The sequence below is a fragment of the Synechococcus sp. CCY 9618 genome (genome assembly GCF_019038415.1).
Classification (GTDB): Bacteria; Cyanobacteriota; Cyanobacteriia; order PCC-6307; family Cyanobiaceae; genus Cyanobium.
This window is the reverse complement of the sequence record NZ_JAFKRG010000006.1, coordinates 1-18,877: the sequence shown is the minus strand read 5'-3', so window position 1 is coordinate 18,877 and position 18,877 is coordinate 1. Positions and strand designations below refer to the sequence as shown.

Annotated in this window: 17 protein-coding genes; 12 read left to right on the top strand and 5 right to left on the bottom strand. The window is 71.4% G+C overall.

All coding sequences use genetic code 11. From position 1 onward, the window contains the following. The first annotated feature begins 75 nt into the window (after positions 1-75). The 5 genes from KUG41_RS01075 to KUG41_RS01055 all read left to right on the top strand — a co-directional run bounded on the left by KUG41_RS01075 (position 76) and on the right by KUG41_RS01055 (position 6,086). Complete coding sequence (locus tag KUG41_RS01075; protein WP_216900210.1) at positions 76-2,784, top strand: EAL domain-containing protein; 2,709 nt, start codon at positions 76-78, stop codon at positions 2,782-2,784. 62 nt (positions 2,785-2,846) lie between these two features. After that, positions 2,847-3,950 (top strand): iron-containing alcohol dehydrogenase family protein, encoded by a 1,104-nt coding sequence (locus KUG41_RS01070; protein ID WP_216900208.1) that lies wholly within the window; start codon positions 2,847-2,849, stop codon positions 3,948-3,950. After that, on the top strand, positions 3,947-4,843 hold the full coding sequence (locus KUG41_RS01065; protein WP_216900206.1) for an alpha/beta fold hydrolase: 897 nt from the start codon (positions 3,947-3,949) through the stop codon (positions 4,841-4,843). The genes KUG41_RS01070 and KUG41_RS01065 overlap by 4 nt, the downstream gene beginning before the upstream one ends. Continuing rightward, positions 4,843-5,616: an AhpC/TSA family protein gene (locus KUG41_RS01060; protein WP_216900204.1), complete on the top strand. Its 774-nt coding sequence runs from the start codon at positions 4,843-4,845 to the stop codon at positions 5,614-5,616. The genes KUG41_RS01065 and KUG41_RS01060 overlap by 1 nt, the downstream gene beginning before the upstream one ends. After that, positions 5,613-6,086: a DUF1499 domain-containing protein gene (locus tag KUG41_RS01055; RefSeq protein WP_216900202.1), complete on the top strand. Its 474-nt coding sequence runs from the start codon at positions 5,613-5,615 to the stop codon at positions 6,084-6,086. The genes KUG41_RS01060 and KUG41_RS01055 overlap by 4 nt, the downstream gene beginning before the upstream one ends. Here the strand turns inward: KUG41_RS01055 and KUG41_RS16020 are convergent. Beyond that, on the bottom strand, positions 6,037-7,617 hold the full coding sequence (locus tag KUG41_RS16020; RefSeq protein WP_371733988.1) for an NAD(P)-binding protein: 1,581 nt from the start codon (positions 7,615-7,617) through the stop codon (positions 6,037-6,039). The genes KUG41_RS01055 and KUG41_RS16020 overlap by 50 nt on opposite strands. A gap of 16 nt (positions 7,618-7,633) precedes the next feature. Here KUG41_RS16020 and KUG41_RS01045 point away from each other — a divergent pair, with 16 nt between their 5' ends. Further along, the gene (locus tag KUG41_RS01045) at positions 7,634-7,939 is read left to right on the top strand and encodes a hypothetical protein (RefSeq protein ID WP_216900200.1); all 306 of its coding nucleotides are present in this window, start codon (positions 7,634-7,636) and stop codon (positions 7,937-7,939) included. 31 nt (positions 7,940-7,970) lie between these two features. Beyond that, positions 7,971-8,669: a DUF2993 domain-containing protein gene (locus tag KUG41_RS01040; protein ID WP_216900198.1), complete on the top strand. Its 699-nt coding sequence runs from the start codon at positions 7,971-7,973 to the stop codon at positions 8,667-8,669. 3 nt (positions 8,670-8,672) lie between these two features. Here the strand turns inward: KUG41_RS01040 and KUG41_RS01035 are convergent, their stop codons facing one another. Genes KUG41_RS01035 through KUG41_RS01025 form a run of 3 tightly spaced genes read right to left on the bottom strand, consistent with a single transcriptional unit; the run spans position 8,673 to position 11,549 of the window. Beyond that, complete coding sequence (locus KUG41_RS01035) at positions 8,673-9,578, bottom strand: phosphatidate cytidylyltransferase (RefSeq protein ID WP_216900196.1); 906 nt, start codon at positions 9,576-9,578, stop codon at positions 8,673-8,675. A 10-nt stretch (positions 9,579-9,588) separates the two neighbouring features. Continuing rightward, positions 9,589-10,188 (bottom strand): precorrin-6Y C5,15-methyltransferase subunit CbiT, encoded by a 600-nt coding sequence (gene cbiT / locus KUG41_RS01030; protein ID WP_216900194.1) that lies wholly within the window; start codon positions 10,186-10,188, stop codon positions 9,589-9,591. A gap of 5 nt (positions 10,189-10,193) precedes the next feature. Next, complete coding sequence (locus KUG41_RS01025; RefSeq protein ID WP_216900192.1) at positions 10,194-11,549, bottom strand: aminotransferase class I/II-fold pyridoxal phosphate-dependent enzyme; 1,356 nt, start codon at positions 11,547-11,549, stop codon at positions 10,194-10,196. Between KUG41_RS01025 and KUG41_RS01020 the strand changes: the two genes are divergently transcribed. The 5 genes from KUG41_RS01020 (at position 11,548) to KUG41_RS01000 (ending at position 18,319) form a co-directional block, all read left to right on the top strand. Next, complete coding sequence (locus KUG41_RS01020) at positions 11,548-13,383, top strand: AarF/ABC1/UbiB kinase family protein (protein WP_254216709.1); 1,836 nt, start codon at positions 11,548-11,550, stop codon at positions 13,381-13,383. The two genes, KUG41_RS01025 and KUG41_RS01020, sit on opposite strands and share 2 nt — an antisense overlap. A gap of 112 nt (positions 13,384-13,495) precedes the next feature. Then, positions 13,496-16,399 (top strand): hypothetical protein, encoded by a 2,904-nt coding sequence (locus tag KUG41_RS01015; protein WP_216900190.1) that lies wholly within the window; start codon positions 13,496-13,498, stop codon positions 16,397-16,399. A 738-nt stretch (positions 16,400-17,137) separates the two neighbouring features. Then, positions 17,138-17,617: a hypothetical protein gene (locus tag KUG41_RS01010; protein WP_216900303.1), complete on the top strand. Its 480-nt coding sequence runs from the start codon at positions 17,138-17,140 to the stop codon at positions 17,615-17,617. A gap of 107 nt (positions 17,618-17,724) precedes the next feature. Further along, positions 17,725-17,904, top strand: coding sequence for a hypothetical protein (locus KUG41_RS01005; protein WP_216900188.1), 180 nt, complete (start codon positions 17,725-17,727; stop codon positions 17,902-17,904). Positions 17,905-18,040: 136 nt separating this feature from the next. After that, complete coding sequence (locus tag KUG41_RS01000) at positions 18,041-18,319, top strand: RNA-binding protein (RefSeq protein WP_216900186.1); 279 nt, start codon at positions 18,041-18,043, stop codon at positions 18,317-18,319. A 119-nt stretch (positions 18,320-18,438) separates the two neighbouring features. Here the strand turns inward: KUG41_RS01000 and KUG41_RS00995 are convergent. Next, a partial coding sequence (locus KUG41_RS00995; protein WP_305798558.1) for a sigma-70 domain-containing protein occupies positions 18,439-18,877 on the bottom strand: 439 nt, incomplete at its 5' end.

Below are 18,877 nucleotides of genomic sequence, written 5' to 3'. Positions count from 1 at the left end.
ATGGCGGTTGCTGGTGAAAATCGTCTTCTCTACGCTGCTGGGATGCAGGAGAGCCCGCCCCGATCCGCCGAGGCTATGCCCGCCCATGCGGATCCGCAGGGTTGGCACCGATGGCTGCCTGCGGCGGTGGGGGTGTTCGGGCTCCTGCTCACAACCCTCTCGCTGGTCAGCACCCTGCGCAGTTCCGGTCGGCTGCAACAGCTGCGCCGGGACCAGGCCCTGAATGCCGTCAGCTCGGCCCTACGCACCCGGCTGGAATCGAACACTGCCTCTCTTCAGGGCCTGGCCGCCCATTTCGACGCTGTCTCCACCCTGGGCCAGGGCCCCTTCACCCGCTATCTCGAGCGGATCCGGCTGCAGACAGACGCCCTGGAAGTGGGTCAGCCGATCGCCTGGATCGAGAAACTGGGGGACGCTCCCGCCCGGCTGAGGCTGCTCGATCCGTCGGACATGCCCCGACAGCAGAGGATGGCCCTGCAGGTCATGCTGCAACAGCCCGCGGCGATCGAGGCGATGAACCGGTCCCGCGATGCCGGTCGCCCCTTGCTGTCGGAACCCCTGGCAGCCGGTCCGTACAGCCTGGAGCCGAACGACAGGATGCTGCTTCTGCTGCTGCCGCTCTACCGAGAGGGCAAGGCTCCCGCGACCCTGCAGGCGCGCCGGGTGGCCCTGCGCGGCTGGTTCCTGCTGCCGCTCCAGCCGGACGAGCTCGTCAACGGCGCCATCCGGGTCTCCGAGTTCCAGCTCAACGAACCGGTCGACGTGCAGCTCTTCGCCGCCCAGAGCCCAACGCCCGCCCGGCTGATTCACGACACCACCCGGAGCCGGCCGCCGGCCGCCTTCAGCAGCGACGACCAGCGGCCGATCGACATCCTCGGCGTCCGCTGGCTGCTGGCCACGCGCCTTCCCTGGCTGGAGCGGGTGCGCAGCGGCCCCTGGGACCGGGTTCTGACCTCCGGATTGCTGCTGACGGGGCTGCTAACGGTCCTGAGCCACCGGCTGGTGCGCCAGAGCCACCGCATTCAGGTGGCTCTGGACGTGGCGGACCGCGCCCATGCCCAGGAAGCCGATGCCCGGGGGGAGCTGAGGATCTCGACGGAGGCCTTCCGCCAGATCGAGGAGGGCGTGGCGATCACCGACCTGGAGGGACGTCTGCTTCAGGTCAACGATGCCTTCTGCCGCCTAGTGGGCAGCAGCCGTGAGGCTCTGCTGAGCCGGAAGGAGCATCTCCTGGCATGCCAGCAGGGCGCCAAGGTGGATGGGGCGAGGCTCTGGGCCACGGTCATCGACCGGGGCAGCTGGCAGGGGGAACTCTGGATCCAGCCCCAGGGGAGATCAGCCTCCCCCGCCTGGCTGAACATCCAGACGATCCGCGACGCCGAGGGACGCACCACCCGCTACATGGGTGTCCTCTCGGACCTCAGCCAGCTCCAGGAAAAGGACGATCGGCTCAATTACCTCGGCTACCACGATCCACTCACGGATCTGCCGAACATGCGCAAGGCCAGGCTGGAGCTGGAGGGGGCCATGGGCCGTGAGGCGAGTGGTCTGGAGATCTTCTGGCTCGACCTCGACGGGTTCAAGCGCATCAATGACGGTTTCGGCCACGACCAGGGAGACCTGGTGCTGAGTGCGACGGCCGCACGGCTGCGCAGCTCCCTGGCGCCGGGTGAGCTGCTGGCGCGCATCGGCAGCGACGAGTTCCTGGTGATCCTGCGCAAGGGAACCAAGACCGGAACGGCGATCAGCCGCGCCCAGGAGCTGATCCGGGTGGTGCGTCAGGCCCTGCCCATGCGTGAAGGGCTGGTGGTGGAACTGAACGCCTGCTGCGGCATCAGTCTGTTTCCGGAGCACGGCCATGACCCCGGTGAGCTGCTCCAGTTCGCCGCCACGGCCCTCACCGAAGCCAAGCAGCTGTCCCCCGGCACAGTGAGGGCCTACGACCCGCGCATGACCAGGGAGAGCCTGCACAGGCTCCGGATCGAGAGCGAACTGCAGTTCGGCATCGAGCACGGCGAGCTCTCCCTCATGTTCCAGCCCCAGACCGATGGCCAGGGAGTCCTGCTGGGGGCGGAATGTCTGTTGCGGTGGCACAACGTCAGGCTGGGACAGGTGTCGCCTGGAGTGTTCATCCCCATCGCCGAAGCCAGCGGCCTGATCCATCGGATCGGCCGCTGGGTGCTGGAAGCCACCTGCCAGCAGATCCGGCAATGGCGGGAGCAGGGATTGGAGGTTCCGCCGCTGGCCGTGAACGTCTCCAACCTCCAGTTTCAGGAAGCCAATGGCGACCTGCCGACCCTGGTGGCGGAGCTGCTGGCCGCCAGCGGACTGCAGGGGGAGGAGATCGAACTGGAGATCACCGAATCCTGTCTTCTGGCCGAGATCGGCGCCCTGGAGAAGATGCGTCGGCTGGAAGCCATGGGTATCCCCATCGCCGTGGACGACTTCGGGACCGGCTTCTCCTCGCTGAGCGTTCTGCATCAGTTCCCCATCCACAAGATCAAGATCGATCGTTCCTTCATCTCCTCCTTCGATCGGCGCGAGTCCTCCCGCGCCATCGTCAAGTCGACCCTGGCCATGGCCCGTGAACTCGGGCTGATCACCCTGGCGGAAGGCCCCGAGCGGGCCGAGGAAGTGGCCCTGCTCAACGCCTACGGCTGCGACCAGTTCCAGGGCTATTACTTCAGCCGACCCCTTTCGCTGGAGGATTTCACCGCCCTTCTCTCCCGTCCCGACCGCAGGCTTCCCCAGATGGAGGAGGACCGCCGGGCCCCGGCCCTCTGAGGGGAATCGTCATCGCGAGGGGGCAGGGCCGACTTCTACATTCCAGAGAGGTGATTGTGGCCATGACGGATCCACTCCAGACCCACGCCATCGCTCCGACCCTCGTGCTGCGGGGGCCCGGTGCCTGGGCCCGGGCCCTGCCATCCATCCTTGCCCTGGGACGACGACCGTTGCTGCTCGGACGGAGCGCGGCCACCTTCGGGCTGCGCCAGCAACTGGCCGTCGATCTGGAGAGGGCCGCTGGCCGCCCCCGGATCAGCCAGGGGCTGAGGGACTGCTGCGAGGAGGATCTCGGCTCCCTGGCGGCCGAGGCCGGCCAGGCGGGCTGTGATGCGGTGATCGCCGCCGGCGGCGGCAAGGTGCTCGATGCGGGCAAGCTTCTGGCCCATCGGCTCGGCCTGCCCTGCATCACCGTGCCCACCAGCGCCGCCACCTGCGCCGGCTGGACCGCCCTGGCCAATCTCTACACCCCTGAAGGGGCCTTCCTGGGTGATCTGGCCCTGGACCGCTGCCCGGACCTGCTCGTCTTCGACCATGACCTGGTGCGTCAGGCACCCAGCCGCACCCTCGCCAGCGGCATCGCCGATGCGCTGGCCAAGTGGTACGAGTCCTCGGTGAGCAGCGGCTCCAGCGGCGACGGCCTGGTGCAGCAGGCGGTGCAGATGGCCCGGATCCTGCGCGATCTGCTGCTGCTGGAGGGGGAGAGCGCCCTGGCGGACCCCCAGGGGGATGCCTGGGTGCGGGTGGCGGAGGCCTGCGCCCTCACCGCCGGTCTGATCGGCGGCATCGGTGGCGCCCGCTGCCGGACCGTGGCCGCCCATGCCGTGCACAACGGGCTCACCCAGCTGGCGGCGACCCACGGCAACCTGCACGGCGAAAAGGTGGGCTTCGGGGTGCTGGTGCAGCTGGGGCTGGAGGAGCAGCTGGCCGGCAACCGGCTGGCGGCCCAGGCCCGCCGGCAGCTGCTGCCCTTCTTCCGCCAGCTGGGTTTGCCCACCGATCTGGAGGCCCTGGGCCTGGCCGGCGCCACCCTGGAGGACCTGCGGGAGGTCTGCCGCTTCGCCTGCCGTCCGGACTCCGACCTGCACCGGCTGCCCTTTGCCGTCGGCCCGGAGGATCTGCTGGCCGCCATGGTGGGTGCCGCCGCCGACCGGCACCCGGCGTGAACGCAGGCCCCTCCGGCCCCAGCAGCGGCCGTGATCTGGTGACGGCCGCCGCCGGCTCCCTGCTCGACCCCCAGGGGCGCCAGCTGGCCGCCCAGGTGCAATGGTGGGAGCTGCCCGACCATCCCGGGACCTGGCCCGTGGCGGTCCTGGGCGAGGGGCCGCCGCTGCTGCTCCTGCACGGCTTCGACAGCTCCTTCCTGGAGTTCCGCCGCCTGGCCCCCCTGCTGGCCGGCGGGCACCGGCTGCTGATTCCCGACCTGCATGGCTTCGGCTTCTGCCCCCGGCCCGCGGAGGCTGACTACACCCCCCAGGCACTGCTGCGCCACCTGGACGCCCTGCTGCTGGAGCTGGACCACCGCTACCCGGCCCATGGGGGCCCCATGGGCCTGATCGGCGCCTCGATGGGAGGCTCGGTGGCGGTGGAACTGGCGCGCCGCCATCCCGACCGCTTCAGCCGTCTCCTGCTGCTGGCACCCGCCGGTCTGACCGGAAGGCCCATGCCCCTGCCACCGCTGCTGGACGGGCTGGGGGTGCGCTTCCTGGGCCTGCCGTCGGTGCGCCGCGGCCTCTGCCGCAGCGCCTTCGCTGACCCGGATCGGGATGTGGGCCCGGCGGAACTGGAGATCGCCTCCCTGCACCTGAAGGCGCCGGGCTGGGCCGAGGCCCTGCGCCGCTTCGCCCGCAGCGGCGGCTTCGCCGGCTGCGGCGCCCCCCTGCCCCCCCAGCCCCTGGCGGTGCTCTGGGGTGCCGACGACCGGATCCTGCGCGCCCCCCAGAAACGGGCCGCCCAGGCCCTGCTGGGTCCGCGCATCACGGAACTGGAGGCCTGCGGCCACCTGCCCCACATCGACCAGCCCGAGCAGGTGGCGGCGACCTGGCTGGAGGGGGCCTGATGACCAGCGACCACCCGGCGTCGACCCTGCAGGAGCTGGCCCCCGAGGTGCTCAGGGCGCACCTGGCGTCCCTGTCCGGCCTGGGGCCCGGGCGCCGACGGCTGGTGGTGCTGCTTGGCCAGCTCGGGGATTTCGACAGCCTCGAGTACGCCCAGGCCCTGGTGCCCGCCCTGCCCCGGCTGGCGGCGGCCGACATCGGCGTTCTGGCCATCGCCATCGGCGACCAGGCCGGCCGGGAGCGGTTCTGCGGCTTCACCGGCTTCCCCGTCGGGCGGCTGGAGGTGAGACCCGACGCCGAGCTGCACCGCAGCCTCGGGCTGTACCCCGGCCTGGAACTGCTGCCGGGCCCCTGGCCCAACCTGCTGCTGATGTGCGCCGGCATCGGTTCGCCGGGCACCCTGGCGGAAGTGCTGCGGGGCTACACCGGCGACCGCCGCGCCCCCCAGCGCTTCGCCGCCGGCGACACGGTGGCCATCGGCGGCCTGCAGATCCAGGGCGCTCTGTTCGAGCGGGCCGGCGGCAGCGGCTTCCTGCGCCCCTTCGAGCTCGCCACCCTGCGGCTCCGCAACATGGTGGAAGTGCTCGGCCACTGGCGCACCTACGTGCCCACGGATCACCACCTCACCCAGCGGGGGGGCACCTTTCTGCTGGATGCCGACGACCGGATCCTCCACCACCACCGTGATCGGGGCATCCTGGGTTTCTCGGCCACGATGGCTCGGCCCCTGAGCTTCCTCGACCCTCACCTGCCGCCGCTCACCCCTTCCCCATGACTTCCTTACCGCGTCCCTCCCTGCCGCGGCTCGTCGCCGGCCTGCTGCTCGCCCTGCTCCTGTCGATGGCGGGGCTGGGGCTTCCGGAGCGGGCCGGAGCCTCGCTGCTTCATCTGGAGGGCCCGGTGCCGGAAGACCTCGGCGTGCACGACGGCTCCCTCTCCTCCTGTCCGTCTCCGGCCCACTGCGCCCGGGCCGACTGGCCGTTGGCCGATCCGGCGGCGGCCCTGAGCGCCCTGTTGCCGGTGCTGGAAACCACCGAAGGACTGCAGATTGTTGAACGCGACGGGCGCTACCTCCATGCCACCGCCACCAGCAGCGTCTTCGGCTTCGTGGACGACCTGGAACTGCATGCGGTTCCCTCCGCCGGGGTGCTGCAGGCCCGTTCGGTCTCGCGGCTGGGGGATTCGGATCTGGGTGTCAACGCCCGTCGACTGGCGATGCTGCAGCAGGAACTGCCCGGCAGCTGAAGCTCTCGACGGCAGCGCGGCGCCGCAGGAAGCGGGGATGCTGCGGGTCCTCCAGGCTCCACCACCAGAGGCCGTCGGTGTAGCTGGGGGGACCGGCGTTGTTGGTGCGGGGCAGCTGCAGCTGCAGACCACGCCACTCCAGCACCACCGTGGCCCCAGGAACCGTTCCCTCCGCAGTGTTGGGGATGCCGGGGGCATCCACCGGGCCGTTGTCGGCGGTGGCCACCAGGGGATCGCCGTCGCAGACGTAGGCCAGGCCCGCTGCCGCCAGCGCCGGCCCCGGCAGGCCGAACCCGAGACCGAGGCAGACCAGCAGCAGCAGGGCCAGCAGCCTCCCCGCCAGATCCTGGGCGCTGCGCAGGGCCCCCTCGATCCGGCCGCAGCCGGGTCCGTCGATCGCGTCGCCGCAGAAGGCCACCCGGGAGTCCGGGCAGACCATGGCAGCGGCGGGGAGACCGGGGGGCACCGGGAAGGCGGCCCCCCAGCGCATCAGGCGGCGCTCCTGCACACCGGGGAGCCCTTCTCCCGGCGTGGGGGGATCACCGAGCCAGGGGGCCAGGACGGTGGCGAGGGTCCCTTCCAGCTGGGTCATGACGTCGGCTTCGTGCCAGGCCGGACCGTAGCGGTCGAACCAGTCCTGGGCGAGGGCGGCACTGGAATGGGTCACCACGGTGCAGCGGCCGTCGGCGAGGGGCTGGATGGCCACCCGCCGCACTCCCCAGCGGCGCTGGGCTTCGTCGTCGCAACCGAGCAGACGGAAGGGGAGGGCCAGCCAGTGGGGCGCCGCGGCCGCCGCGATCGTGAGCAGCAGATTGCCCCGTGCCTCCAACGCGATGGTGCCGATGGCCTCGAGAGCCCTGTCCAGGGCGGGATCCGCCAGGGACGCCGCCGCCTGCCGCAGGGGCACCTCGGGCCAGCCGAACAGCTCCTGGGCGCGTGGATGGGCCAGCAGGGTGCCGGAAAGTACCAGCCAGTCGGCCTCCCCCAGCAGCTCGCCGCTGTCGTCGCGGAGGCGCCAGCCCCCCTGCCGCCGCGGCTCCAGGTGGCGCACGAGCGTGCCGTGGTGGGTGCTCAGAGCGCCGGGAGGGCCCTGGGCCTCCGCCAGGGCCAGCAGGCCACGACAGAGGTCGTCCATGCCCTGGCGGCCCCGCAGGAGCACGCCGCGCAGCAGGGGATCGTCCTGCGCCGGTCCCAGGCACCCGTTCCCAAGCAGCACCGCCGCCGGCTCCCGCCAGGGCACCAGCCAGCCCTCCTCCAGCAGCGGAGCCACCAGCTCCGGAACGGGATCCCCCACCAGGTTCAGCAGGGGTGCTCCGTGGTCGATGTGCAGGTTCCCGTCCCGGCGGGAGCGGCGGGTGGCGGCCCGCCCCCCCGGGCCCCGGCCCGCTTCCCAGAGGGTGATGGGCCCCAGCCAGTTGCCGCGCCGCAGCCCGGCCGCCAGGGCGCAGCCGGCCACCCCGGCACCGATCACCGCCAGGGAAGCCCCACCCGGGGGCCTGCCGGGAGCAGAGTCGGGGGAGAGTGCTGCCACAACGGAGACGACGCCGATGACGCCCGAACGACAACCGATCCTGGCCGCTTCCGCCCCCTGGCTGGGAGCCCTGCTGAACGTGGTGCCGGGCCTGGGCACCGGCTATGTCTACCAGCGGCGCTGGCGGGCCTACTGGATCACCACGGCGCTGGCCACGGGCTGGTTTGTGCTGGGTGCCCTGCTGGGCGGCACCGGCACTGCACCGGACCTGCAGGCCGTCGATCCCCGCAACCAGCTGATCGGCCTGGCGGGCCTGCTGCTGCTGGCGGCGGTGACCGCCGCGGAAGCCTTCCGTGCGGCCCGGCAGGCCCGGATGGAATGAGACTCTGAGGATCCCTGGCCCCTGGTGGCGGATGAGCGACACCCCCGACAGTGATCGTCCCCCCGACGCAAGACCCGACGGGAAGGCGGACGCGGCCCCCCCTGGCGAGGGCGACAGCGGTCCGGTGCTGGCCCTGCTGGCCCGGGGGCTGGAACTCTGGCTCCGGCAGCAGTGCGAGGCCATCGAACGGGTTGAGATCCGGTTGGAGGGGTCGGGGCTGCGGCTGTTGCGGGGCCGCCTGGACGGCGTGCGCCTGCGGGCCCGTCGGGTGATCTATCAGGCCATGGAGATTGAGGAAGTCACGTTGCGCTGCGAGACCATTCAGGTGCGCATGGGGTCCCTGATGCGCAATCAGGCGGTGAAGCTGGAGCAGCCCTTCCGCATCCACGGTCAGGTGAGTTTCAGCGGTGACGGCCTGAACCGGTCCCTCAGCACCCCCGCCTGGCGCAGCCTGGGCGATGGCCTGGCCGATGAGCTGCTCGGCCTCACCCCCCTGGCAGGGTTGCGGATCCGGGAGAGCCGGCTGCTGCTGAGAGCCTTCGCCAACGGTGATCGGGAGCCCGTGGAGCGGGAGGTGCAGCTGCGGGCCGCCGAGGGAACCGTGGAGCTGCGCTGCGTGGATGGAGCTCCGTGCACGCAGCTGCCGATGGATCCCAACATCCGGATCGAAAAGGCCGAGCTGGCCGCCGACCTGCTGCATCTGGAAGGAGAGGCCCGGGTCTCCCCCTGAGCCTCAGCCGCGCTGCAGCAGGGGCAGCACCAGGGTCACCAGGGAGTACACCACCGCCGGCACGAACAGGTAGCTGTCGATCCGATCAAGGATGCCGCCATGGCCCGGGATGGCATCACCGGAATCCTTGAGACCCGCATCCCGCTTCATCATCGATTCGGTGAGGTCGCCGACGAGGGCGAACAGGGACACCACCGCGCCCAGCACGGCCCCGAGCAGCCAGCCCCAGCGCCAGCCGAGCAGCACCCCGCCCAGGGCCCCCACCAGCAGGGCACAGAGCACCCCCCCGAGGGCCCCCTCCACGGTCTTGCCCGGAGAGATGGGCGAGAGGGCGTGGCGCCCCAGGCGCCGACCGATCACGTAGGAGCCGATGTCGGTGGCGACGATCATCAGGCAGGCCATCAGTGTCAGGGCCATGCCCGGACTCCATGGCCAGCCCAGCCCCTCGAGGCCGGGGGCCAGGGCGGGATCGGTCAGGTCCCGCAGCTTGATCCAGTGGCTGGGCAGGAAACCCAGGTAGAAGAGGCCGAAGATCGAAGCGGCGATGTCGGCGATGGTGCCGGTGACCGGCTGGAGCAGCAGCCAGCCGCAGATCACCGCCCCGGAGGCGGGCAGCACGGCGGCGGCCACATCGCCCGCCACCCCACCCCCCGGCCAGCTGCTGCCGGCTGCCGCCTGGGTGGAGACGAGCAGCAGCTGCACCGCCACCAGGGTGGTCTTGGCGGCGGGCCGTATGCCCTTGAAATGGGCCATGCGGAAGAACTCCAGCAGCCCCAGGTGCACGATCACCCCCACAGCCACGGTGAACCACCAGCCACCGAGGCCCACCACCACCAGGCCGAAGCCCCCGGCCAGCCAGCCGCTCAGCAGACGGGGGAGGGACGTGGCGGTGCGGGGGGCGGGAAGCAAGGGCTCGGACTCAGCGCTCGGCGGCGATCACGAAGAGCGGTTCGGCAGCGGCCAGCTTGGCCTGGCTGCCGCGACGCTGCATGCGGTGCACGGTGGCCTGCACCACCTGGACATCGTGGGCCCTTAGCTGGGCCAGGGTGTCGGTGGCCTTCACCAGCCCCTCCAGGTTGACGGTGCTGATCACCAGCCGGCCTGCCGGCTGCAGGGCATCCCAGACGGCCCGCAGCACGTCTTCCAGGGGCCGGCCCACCTCCAGCAGCACCCGGTCGGGGCGGGCGGGCAGCAGGGCCAGGTCGTCGGGAGCCTGGCCGGCGTAGATGTGCAGATTGTGGATGCCGAAGCGTTGCCGGTTCCGCTCCAGCAGCTCGATCGCCTCCGGATCCCGCTCCAGGGTGTGCACCGCCCCGGCGGGCATCAGCCGGGCGATCTCCAGGGCCAGGGCGCCGGTACCGCCGCCCACGTCCCAGACGAGGGAATCGGCCCGGGGGCGCAGATGGGCCAGCAGCATGACGCGCAGCTCCATCGGCGTGGGGCTGAACCCTGGTGCATCCTCGAAGGCGCTGTCGGGCAGCCCGGGGGTGACGAAATCCCAGTGGAACGGGTTCGACAACGGGCTTACGAACCGGCCACGACCTTCACCGTATCAGCGATCTGACCGGGCCAGAGGCGCCGCTGGGCCTGCAGCCAGCCGGCGCGGGCCGGATCGATCCGCTCCCCCGGCACCAGCAGGGGAATCCCCGGCGGGTAAGGACAGATGGGCTCGGCCGCCACCCGTCCGGCGGCCCGCTCCAGGGGAACCGACTCGGCCAGCGCTCGCCAGGCGCTGCCGATCGGCAGCGCCGGTGCGGCCACCAGGGGCAGGGGAGGGGCCGCGAAGGGGGGCAGGGGGTCGCCGCCCAGGGCCCGGCGCAGCGCCAGCAGCGCCCGCGGCAACCGCCGCTCCAGGCCCCAAGGCGGCTGCAGCCCCAGGCAGAAGGTGAGGCTTCCGGGTTCCGGCAGTTCGGCGATCACGTCCCGCTGCAGCAGCCAGCCGTCGGCCGCCAGCCCGTTGATCCCCAGGGGAGCGGTGGCCAGCACCAGGCGCAGGGGATCCCCGTTGGCGACCAGCGGCAGGTCGAGGGCCTCCAGGCGCCGCTGCAGCCGGCGGGCCCGGAGCTCGGCCCGGCGGCGCTGGCCCTGACCGGCGGCGGTGGCAGCGTGCTCCAGCGCCGCTGCCGTGGAGGCCAGCAGCAGGGCGCTGGGGCTGGAGGTCTGCAGCCAGAGCAGGGCTCGCTCGATCGCCGCCGGCGCCACCCGCTCGCCCCGGGCCAGCAGGGCGGCACTCTGGGCCAGACCGGTGCCGCTCTTCTGGAGGGAGAGCACCACCAGATCAGCGCCGGCTTCGAGGGCCCCACCGTCGCCATGGGCCTGATCCACCAGCACCGGCACCCCGGCCCGATGGGCCAGGCCCACCAGGGCCGGCAGGTCGGCCACCAGCCCCTGGTAGGTGGGATCCACAAGCCCCAGGGCTGCCACCGGACCCTCGGCGAGGGCCGCCGCCAGCACCCGCTCCAGCCGCTCGGGCTCCGGGGGCAGCCAGAGGCCGGTGAGGGGATCGCAGGGGAGAGCGAAGAGCAGCGGCTCCAGCCCTCCCAGCACGCAGCCGTGCAGCAGGCTGCGATGCAGATTGCGGGGCAGCAGCACCCGGGAGCCCGGCGGGCAGAGGGCCAGGAGGCCGGCCTGCAGCAGACCCGAGGCGCCGTTCACCCCGAACCAGCAGCGATCGGCCCCCAGCAGGGCGGCACAGCGGCGCTGGGCCTCGGCCACCGATCCCACCGGCTCCAGGGGGCCTCCGAACCCAGGCAGTTCCGGCAGGTCCCAGCTGCCGGGGCGCTGGCGCAGCAGCCGCCGCAGTTCGGGAGCCAGGGCCCGGCCCCGGCCGTGGGCCGGCAGATGCAGGGCCAGGGGCGCCGGCCGCCAGAACGGGCCCATGGGGCGGGAAACACAGTTCCTAGAGTCTGACCACCCCTGCGGCAGGACCCTGGCTGAGGTCTTCACCCCCACGGTCGGCAGTCCCACTGTCGGCCAACCCACTGTCGTCACTCCCGCTCTCGGCGCCCCGGCCCCCATCCCCGTGCCCGCGACCCTGGGACCGACCTTCCCGCGCCCCGACGGGACCCCGGCCCCCCGCTACGACCCCAACGCCGATCTGCGCTGGCTGCTGCTGCGGCCCTGGATCCTGGTGACCCGCCTGATTGTGGTGGTCTGGCGCCTGGCCGGGCTGGCCCTGCGGCTGGCGGTGCAGTCGAGCAGCACCGATCAACGGGTGCAGCAGCGGCTGGCCCGGGCCATCCTGGGCACCCTGAGCGACCTGGGCCCCTGCTTCATCAAGGTGGGCCAGGCCCTCTCCACCCGGCCCGACCTGGTGCGCCGCGACTGGCTGGAGGAGCTGGCCAGGCTGCAGGACGACCTGCCCCCCTTCCCCCATGCCATCGCCCTGGCGATGATCGAGGAGGAACTGGGAGCCCCCGCCGGCACGCTCTACGAGGAGTTCCCCGACTACCCCATGGCGGCCGCAAGCCTTGGGCAGGTCTACCGGGCCCGCCTGGCCGACGGCCACTGGGTGGCGGTGAAGGTGCAGCGGCCGGGGCTGCCCTTCATCCTGCGCCGCGACCTGGTGATCATCCGCTCCCTGGCGGTGCTGGCGGCCCCCTTCCTGCCCCTCAATCTGGGCTTCGGGCTGGGGGCGATCATCGATGAGTTCGGTTTCACCCTCTTCGAGGAGATCGACTACCGGCGCGAGGCCGACAATGCCGAGCGCTTCGGCCATCTGTTCGAGGAGCATCCCGAGGTGACCGTGCCCACCGTGGTGCGGTCCCTCAGCAGCCGCCGGGTGCTGACCACCAGCTGGATCAACGGCACCAAGCTGCAGAGCCGCCGGGAGCTGGAGGCGCACCACCTGGATCCGGCGGCCCTGATCCGCACCGGGGTGATCGCCGGGCTGCAGCAACTGCTCGAGTTCGGCTACTTCCACGCCGATCCCCACCCCGGCAACCTGTTTGCCCTGCCGGGGCGGACGAACGGCATGGGCCATGTGGCCTATGTCGATTTCGGCATGATGGATTCCCTCAGCGATGCCGACCGGCTCACCCTCACCGGGGCGGTGGTGCACCTGATCAACCGGGACTTCGATGCCCTCGCCAGGGACTTCGTGGTGCTGGGGTTCCTGCATCCCCAGACCCCCCTGGGTCCGATCATCCCGGCCCTCGAGGAGGTGCTGGGCGGTGCCCTCGGCGAGAACGTGGGCAGCTTCAACTTCAAGGCGATCACCGATCGCTTTTCGGAGCTGATGTACGACTATCCCTTCCGGGTGCCGGCCCGCTTCGCCCTGATCATCCGGGCGGTGGTGAGTCAGGAGGGGCTGGCGATGCGGCTCGACCCGGATTTCCGCATCATCCGGGTGGCCTACCCCTACGTGGCGCGGCGGCTGCTGGCGGGGGACACCGCCGAGATGCGAGAGAAGCTGCTGGAGGTGATCTTCGACCGCGACGGCCGGCTGCGGGTGGAGCGGCTGGAGAACCTGCTGGCGGTGGTGGAGAACGGCGCCGCCTCCGTCGACCTGCTGCCGGTGGCCCGCGATGGTCTGCGGCTTCTCCTGGGCAAGGAGGGCACCAGCCTGCGGCAGCGCCTGCTGCTCTCCCTGGTGAGCCACGACCGGCTGCACACCGACGACCTGCAGGCCCTGCTGGGACTGATGCGGCGCACCTTCTCGGCCCGCAAGCTGGCCGGGGGCCTGCTGGCCCGGCTGAATCCCCTGGCGGCCTGAGCGCCTGCCCGGGATCCCTCGGACCCGGTTCCTCCACAAAGGATGACGAGGAAGGATCGGATCCGGGGAAGCCGACTAACAGGGAGGTAACGCTTCCACCGCCTGCCACGCCTTGACCGGGGCCCTGCTGCTCATCCTTCTGCCCCTGCTGGTGGCCGCCTGGGTCCTGCAGATACGAGCCATGGAGCAGCGCCTGAAGCGCCTCGAAGCCCAGGCGGCCTCCCTGAGCCAGCGGTTCTTCGCCCTCTCGCTCTGGAGCGAGGTCCTGGAAAAGCGGCTGCAGGGCGACCCGTCTCCCGTGGTAGCGAGGATCTCCGCTGCGCCGCCCGAGGCGCCGGCCAGTCCGCCGCCTCCCCTGCCCGAGCGGTCTGCGCCCCTGCCGGCCCAGCCGGCCCAGAGGCTCCTGCCCTCCCGGCCCCGGCCCCCTGTCCCCCGGCAGGTGCGCCAAGCCCTGCTCTGGAAGCGGATCGAGGGGCTGGTGGTGGAGAACTGGAGCGGCCTGCTGGGCGTGCTGGTGGTGGTGGCCGGTGCCACCTTCATGATCATCAACGCGGGGCTGCAGCTGGAGGCCCGCGAGCGGTTCCTGCTGACCCTGCTGGTGGGGGCCACCCTGGGCCTGCCTTCACTGCTCTGGGGCCGGCAGGAGCGCTGGCGCGATCTCACCGACGGGCTGCGCAGCGGCGGCGGCGCCCTGGTGCTGTTCGCCTGCGCCGCCGCCGGCGGACTGCCCCGTCTCGGGCTGCAGTGGATCGAGGCTCCCACCCCGGCGCTGACCCTGCTGGCGGTGGGGGTGGGGCTCAACCTGGCCCTGGCGGCGGTCGCCCGCACCCCCGCCATCGCCTCCCTGCATGTGGCGGTGAGCCTGGTGCCCCTGGCGATCGGTCCCCAGGGCGCCACCGCCCTGGCCATCGCCAGCGCCATCGCCCTGCTGGGATACGGCCTGCCTCCGGCTCATCGCTGGGAACGGCACCGGCTGGTGGTCCTCTGGGTCTATGCCCTCTTCCAGGGAATCTGGTTCCTGCGCAACGGCGCCGAGCTGGGCGCCTCTCCCGCTCTGGCGGGGGGCGCGGCCCTGGCCGCGGTGCTGGTGTTCGGCCGCGGGCTGCTGGACCTGCACCGGCGGGGCGGGGCGCTCTCCCGGCTCAAGAGCCTGCCCCTGGCGCTGCTGATCAGCCAGTGGGGCGGTCTCGGCCTGGCCCTGCTCGTCTACCCCCGCACGGCAGCGTCCAGGGCGGCGGCCCTGGCGATGGCCGCCGCCCTGGCCCTGCTGCTGGCCCGGGGGGCCCGGCGTCGGGGGGAGGGCTGGCTGGCCCTGGGCGATGGGCTGGTGGGCCAGACCCTGGTGGTGGCCTCCCTGATCAGCCTGGCGCCCCTGATCGCCGACGGGCCCGTGCTGGCGGTCGTTCTGCTGGCGGAATGCCTGCTGTTCCTCGCCATCGGCGTTCGGGAGCAGGCCCCCACCATCCGGCGCATCGGCTGGTGGCTCAGTGTCCTGGCCGGCCTGCTGCTGGCTCTGACGGGCCTGGGGGCCGCCCTGCTGAGCACGGATCCGACCCGGGACCTGCAGACCGCCGCCGTGCTGACCAGCGGGGCCGCCCTGCTGAGCTGGGCGCAGGTGCTGCTGCGGCGTCATGGCGTGCCCCTGCCCCAGCCACCCCTGCTCGGCTGGCTGGCGGGCGTCGTGATCTTCGTCGGGACCGCCCTGGTGGGTCCGGAGCCATGGCGCTCCGGCCTCAGCCTGGTGGTGATGGGCGCCTTTCTGCTGGCGGCCCGACGTTGGCGGCCACCGGGTCTGCTGCTGGGCGTCAGCGGCGCCGTGGCAGCGGCCCACGGCATCACCTGGCTCCGGCTGCTGGCCAGGGAGCCCATGCCAGCCACTCTGCTGCTGCCGCAGCTGCTGCCCCTGATCGGTCTGGCCCTGCTGCTGATGATCGCCGCCGCCGGCAGCCGCCAGCAACGCCTCGGCCTCGGCCTGCTGGGCCTCGATGCGGGCCTGGGGGCCCTGCTGCTGCTGGATCCGATCTCTCCGCTGCTGCCGGGAACGGCCTGGCTGCTGCTGGGCTCGGGGAGCCTCGCCGCCACCCGGCGACTGCGCGGAGCCAGTGTCCAGGCGGGGCTTGTCCTGACCCTCGTGTATCTGGTCGGTTTCCTTGCCTCCTACCTGCTGGTGATCGGTCCCAGCCTGGAGCTGGTGCAGGTCGGTGCCCTGGAGATCCGGGGCCGGTGGTTGATCGAGCTGCTGGCGATCGCCGTCTTCCTGCAGGGCTGGTTCCTGCGGGCGAGCCCCGAGCTGGCACGGCTGCGGACCTGGCAGGTGATCCAGCCCTGCTTCCTGGAGGCCACCCTGGCCAGTGTGGGCGTGATCATCGTGGGCGAGATCAGCGCCCCCTGGAGGCCCGTCGCCTGGACCCTGCTGGCCCTGGCCCTGGTGGCGCCGGCCCTGGGCCGGCGCTTCGCCGTGCGGCTGCAGGTCTACGGGGTGATCGTCTACTGGCTGGCGGTGGCCCGGCTGGTGCTGAGCCTGGGCGGGGACCTCTCCCCTGTTCCCCTCGACGGGGGAACAGCCCGGGCGGCCGGCCTCCTGGCGATCGCCCTGCAGGGGGCCTTCGTCGTGGCCTCCCACCGCTGGCTCGACCGGGAGACGCTGGGCCGGCCGGGGGGCCTGCCGATCCTGGGCTGGATCGGCCAGCGGGTGGCCGCCGCACGCAACCGCTGGCTCTACTACCCCCTGTTCGTGGCGGTGGCCTTCGTGCTGGCCAGCGGTTACGACCGCTCCCTGCTGACGCTCCTCTGGACGGGCGAAGCCATCGCCGTCTACCTGCTCGGGTTGGGGCTGCGGGAGAGCCAGTTCCGCCACCTGGCCCTGATCGGCCTGGGGGGCTGCCTGCTACGGCTGCTGGCCGTCGACATGGCCCAGGCGGACCTGGGCCTGCGGGGACTGGTGTTCATCGGCGTGGGGCTGCTGCTGCTGGCCCTGAACGCCATCGTCCATCGGTTCCGCGGCCGCTTCGACTGAGAGCCGCGCCCACCGGTCTCAGGAGTTCGTTGACCCGGCCGTGTCCAGGTCCAGCCAGCGCCGGAAACCGGGGTCATGCGCCTGTTGCCGGTCAATCGCCGCCGCTGAGATCCGATCCGCCAGCAGCAGCAAACCCCGGAACATCCCGCCGGATGGTGACCATCCAAGAGAGGCCACTGCCACCGGAGGCCGCCGGGGATGTCCCTGGCATGGGGGATGGGGGCCGGCTCGGGCAGCACGCCGATGGCGATGCCCACCAGCCTGTTCGCCAGGCAGCACAACCCGCCGATGGAGGGCGATTGGTGCGGCCCTGGAAGACCGGGGCGGCGTGGGTGATGGCGGAGGCGTTGCCACTGAAGTTGTGCCAGGTCGCCCATGGCTCCAGGGCCTCGTGGCAGGTCGGCACGGGATCCACCAGCAGCAGCGGATGACAGGAGGCCTCTTCGGAGGCGGTCCAGTGGCGGTCCGGTGGCGGTCCTGACGCGGGCGGAGAGCCCGAGGGGATCGCAGAACACCAGCTTCAACGGGGTGGGATGGCCCTCCGCCTGCAGGCTTCGAAGGGCTGGCAGGGGCGGATCGTCGTCGTTCTGCAGCGCCACCACCACCTCATGGGGGGCGGGGTCGTCCTGCTGGAGTCAGCCCCGCAGGTCTGAGCGGGTGTCGCCGTCGAGGCCCCGCAGCGGCATCAGCGCCTAGGGTCGGGCCCGATCACCTGCCGGAACCCCTGCCGTGACCCTGCTGCTGGCCGCCCTCGACACCGCTCCGGTAACCCTGCAGCAGGCGGGACTGGACCTGGCCAGCGGGGACTTCGGCGATCTCGATGCCATGGAGATCCTGCTGGAGTACGCCCCCCTGACCTACCCGCCCTACCTGCTGGCCGGCATCGGCCTGGCCATGGCCATCCTGTGCGGGCTCACCTTCGCGAAGATGGTGCAGAACCGGCTCGAGGGCTGGAAGCAGGACCGGCTGGCCCTGCTGCCGATCACCAATTTCGAGACGATGCTCCCCTACACGGGCATCGTGATCGGGGTGACCCTGTTCATCGGCGGCAGCCTGCAGGTGTTCGGCTTCGCGGCCGGTGCAGCCATCCTGGCGGCCTTCATCCTCTCCCTGCTCACCGGTGGCGCCCTGTGGGTGCAGCTGGAGCGACTGATGGGGCAGGTCCAGGACGGGACGTTCAGTGCCGTCGACTTCGACAACTTCGACCAGTTCTTCTGAAGGCGGTCCGCCAAGGCCCCAGACCAGGAGGCATCCGGCTGGTACGGGGAACCGCAGTACGTAGGCCAGCAAGCCATTGTAATGTTCTGAAACATTGCAAGACGGACATGCAGACCTCCCTTTCCCTCAACCGACAATTCTCGATTGCCATGCACTCCCGCGCGATCGACAGCTGCAACGACATCGAGGAGCTCCGCAAGGTCGCCAAGACCCTGCTCTCCGCCTGGCAGCACCAGGCCGAATTCAGCGAGCACTACGGCGCCCAGCTGCTCGGCATCCGCAAGTAGGTCACCGTGCCGGGCGATCACCTCGCTCATGCCCTGCAGGGTTGTACGATTCAATTGATTCAAAGATGTCTCTACGGCGAGCAACAACTTCCTGCAGGGCTATCGACGAATCGGTTCATAATTTTTTTCTCTGTTCATGACGATTTACGTTGGAAACCTCTCCTTCGACGCGGAGGTTGAGGATCTCAACCATCTGTTCGCCCAGTACGGGGCTCTGCGCAACTGCAGCCTGCCCCTCGACCGGGAAACCGGCCGCAAGCGGGGCTTCGCCTTCGTGGAAATGGCCAACGAGGCCGATGAATCCAAGGCCATCGACGACCTGCAGGACGTCGAGTGGATGGGACGGATGATCAGGGTCAACAAGGCCCAGCCCCGCACCGGTGGTGGCGGTGGTGGCGGCCGGCCCCGCTACTGATCGACCCGGGGGATGCCGTCAGGGTCATGTCCCCAGGCCTGCAAAACTCTTCGCCCCCGGTCCCCCGGGGGCTTTTTCTTGCGGTTCCCAGGGGTGAGCCAGGTCCGGCAGGGACCCGTTCAGGCCACCAGATAGGCCTCCAGAGAGCGGGAATGGTGCCGGATGCCCTCCAGGGCCCGGCGCTCCAGGTTGCGGGTCTTGTCGCGGCTCATGCCAAGGCTGCGGGCGATGCCGGTGAGGCTCATCGGCTCCTGGCCGTCGATGCCGTAGCGCATCTTCAGCACCCGACCCTGCAGGTCCGGCAGCTGCTCCAGCAGCGCCCGCAGGTCGCCCTTCAGGCACTCCCCGTCCACCAGGTCCCCAGGCAGCAGCTCGTCCCCCGCCAGCAGATCCAGCAGTTCCGTATCCTCCCCATCCCCCACCTTCGTCTCCAGGCTCACCGGCTGACGCGCCCGGCACAGCAGGTCCTTCACATCCTCCTCCGGCAGCTCCACCGCCACCGCCAGCTCGCTCAAGGTGGGGGTGCGGCCCAGTTCCTGGCTCAGCTCCCGCTGGCCC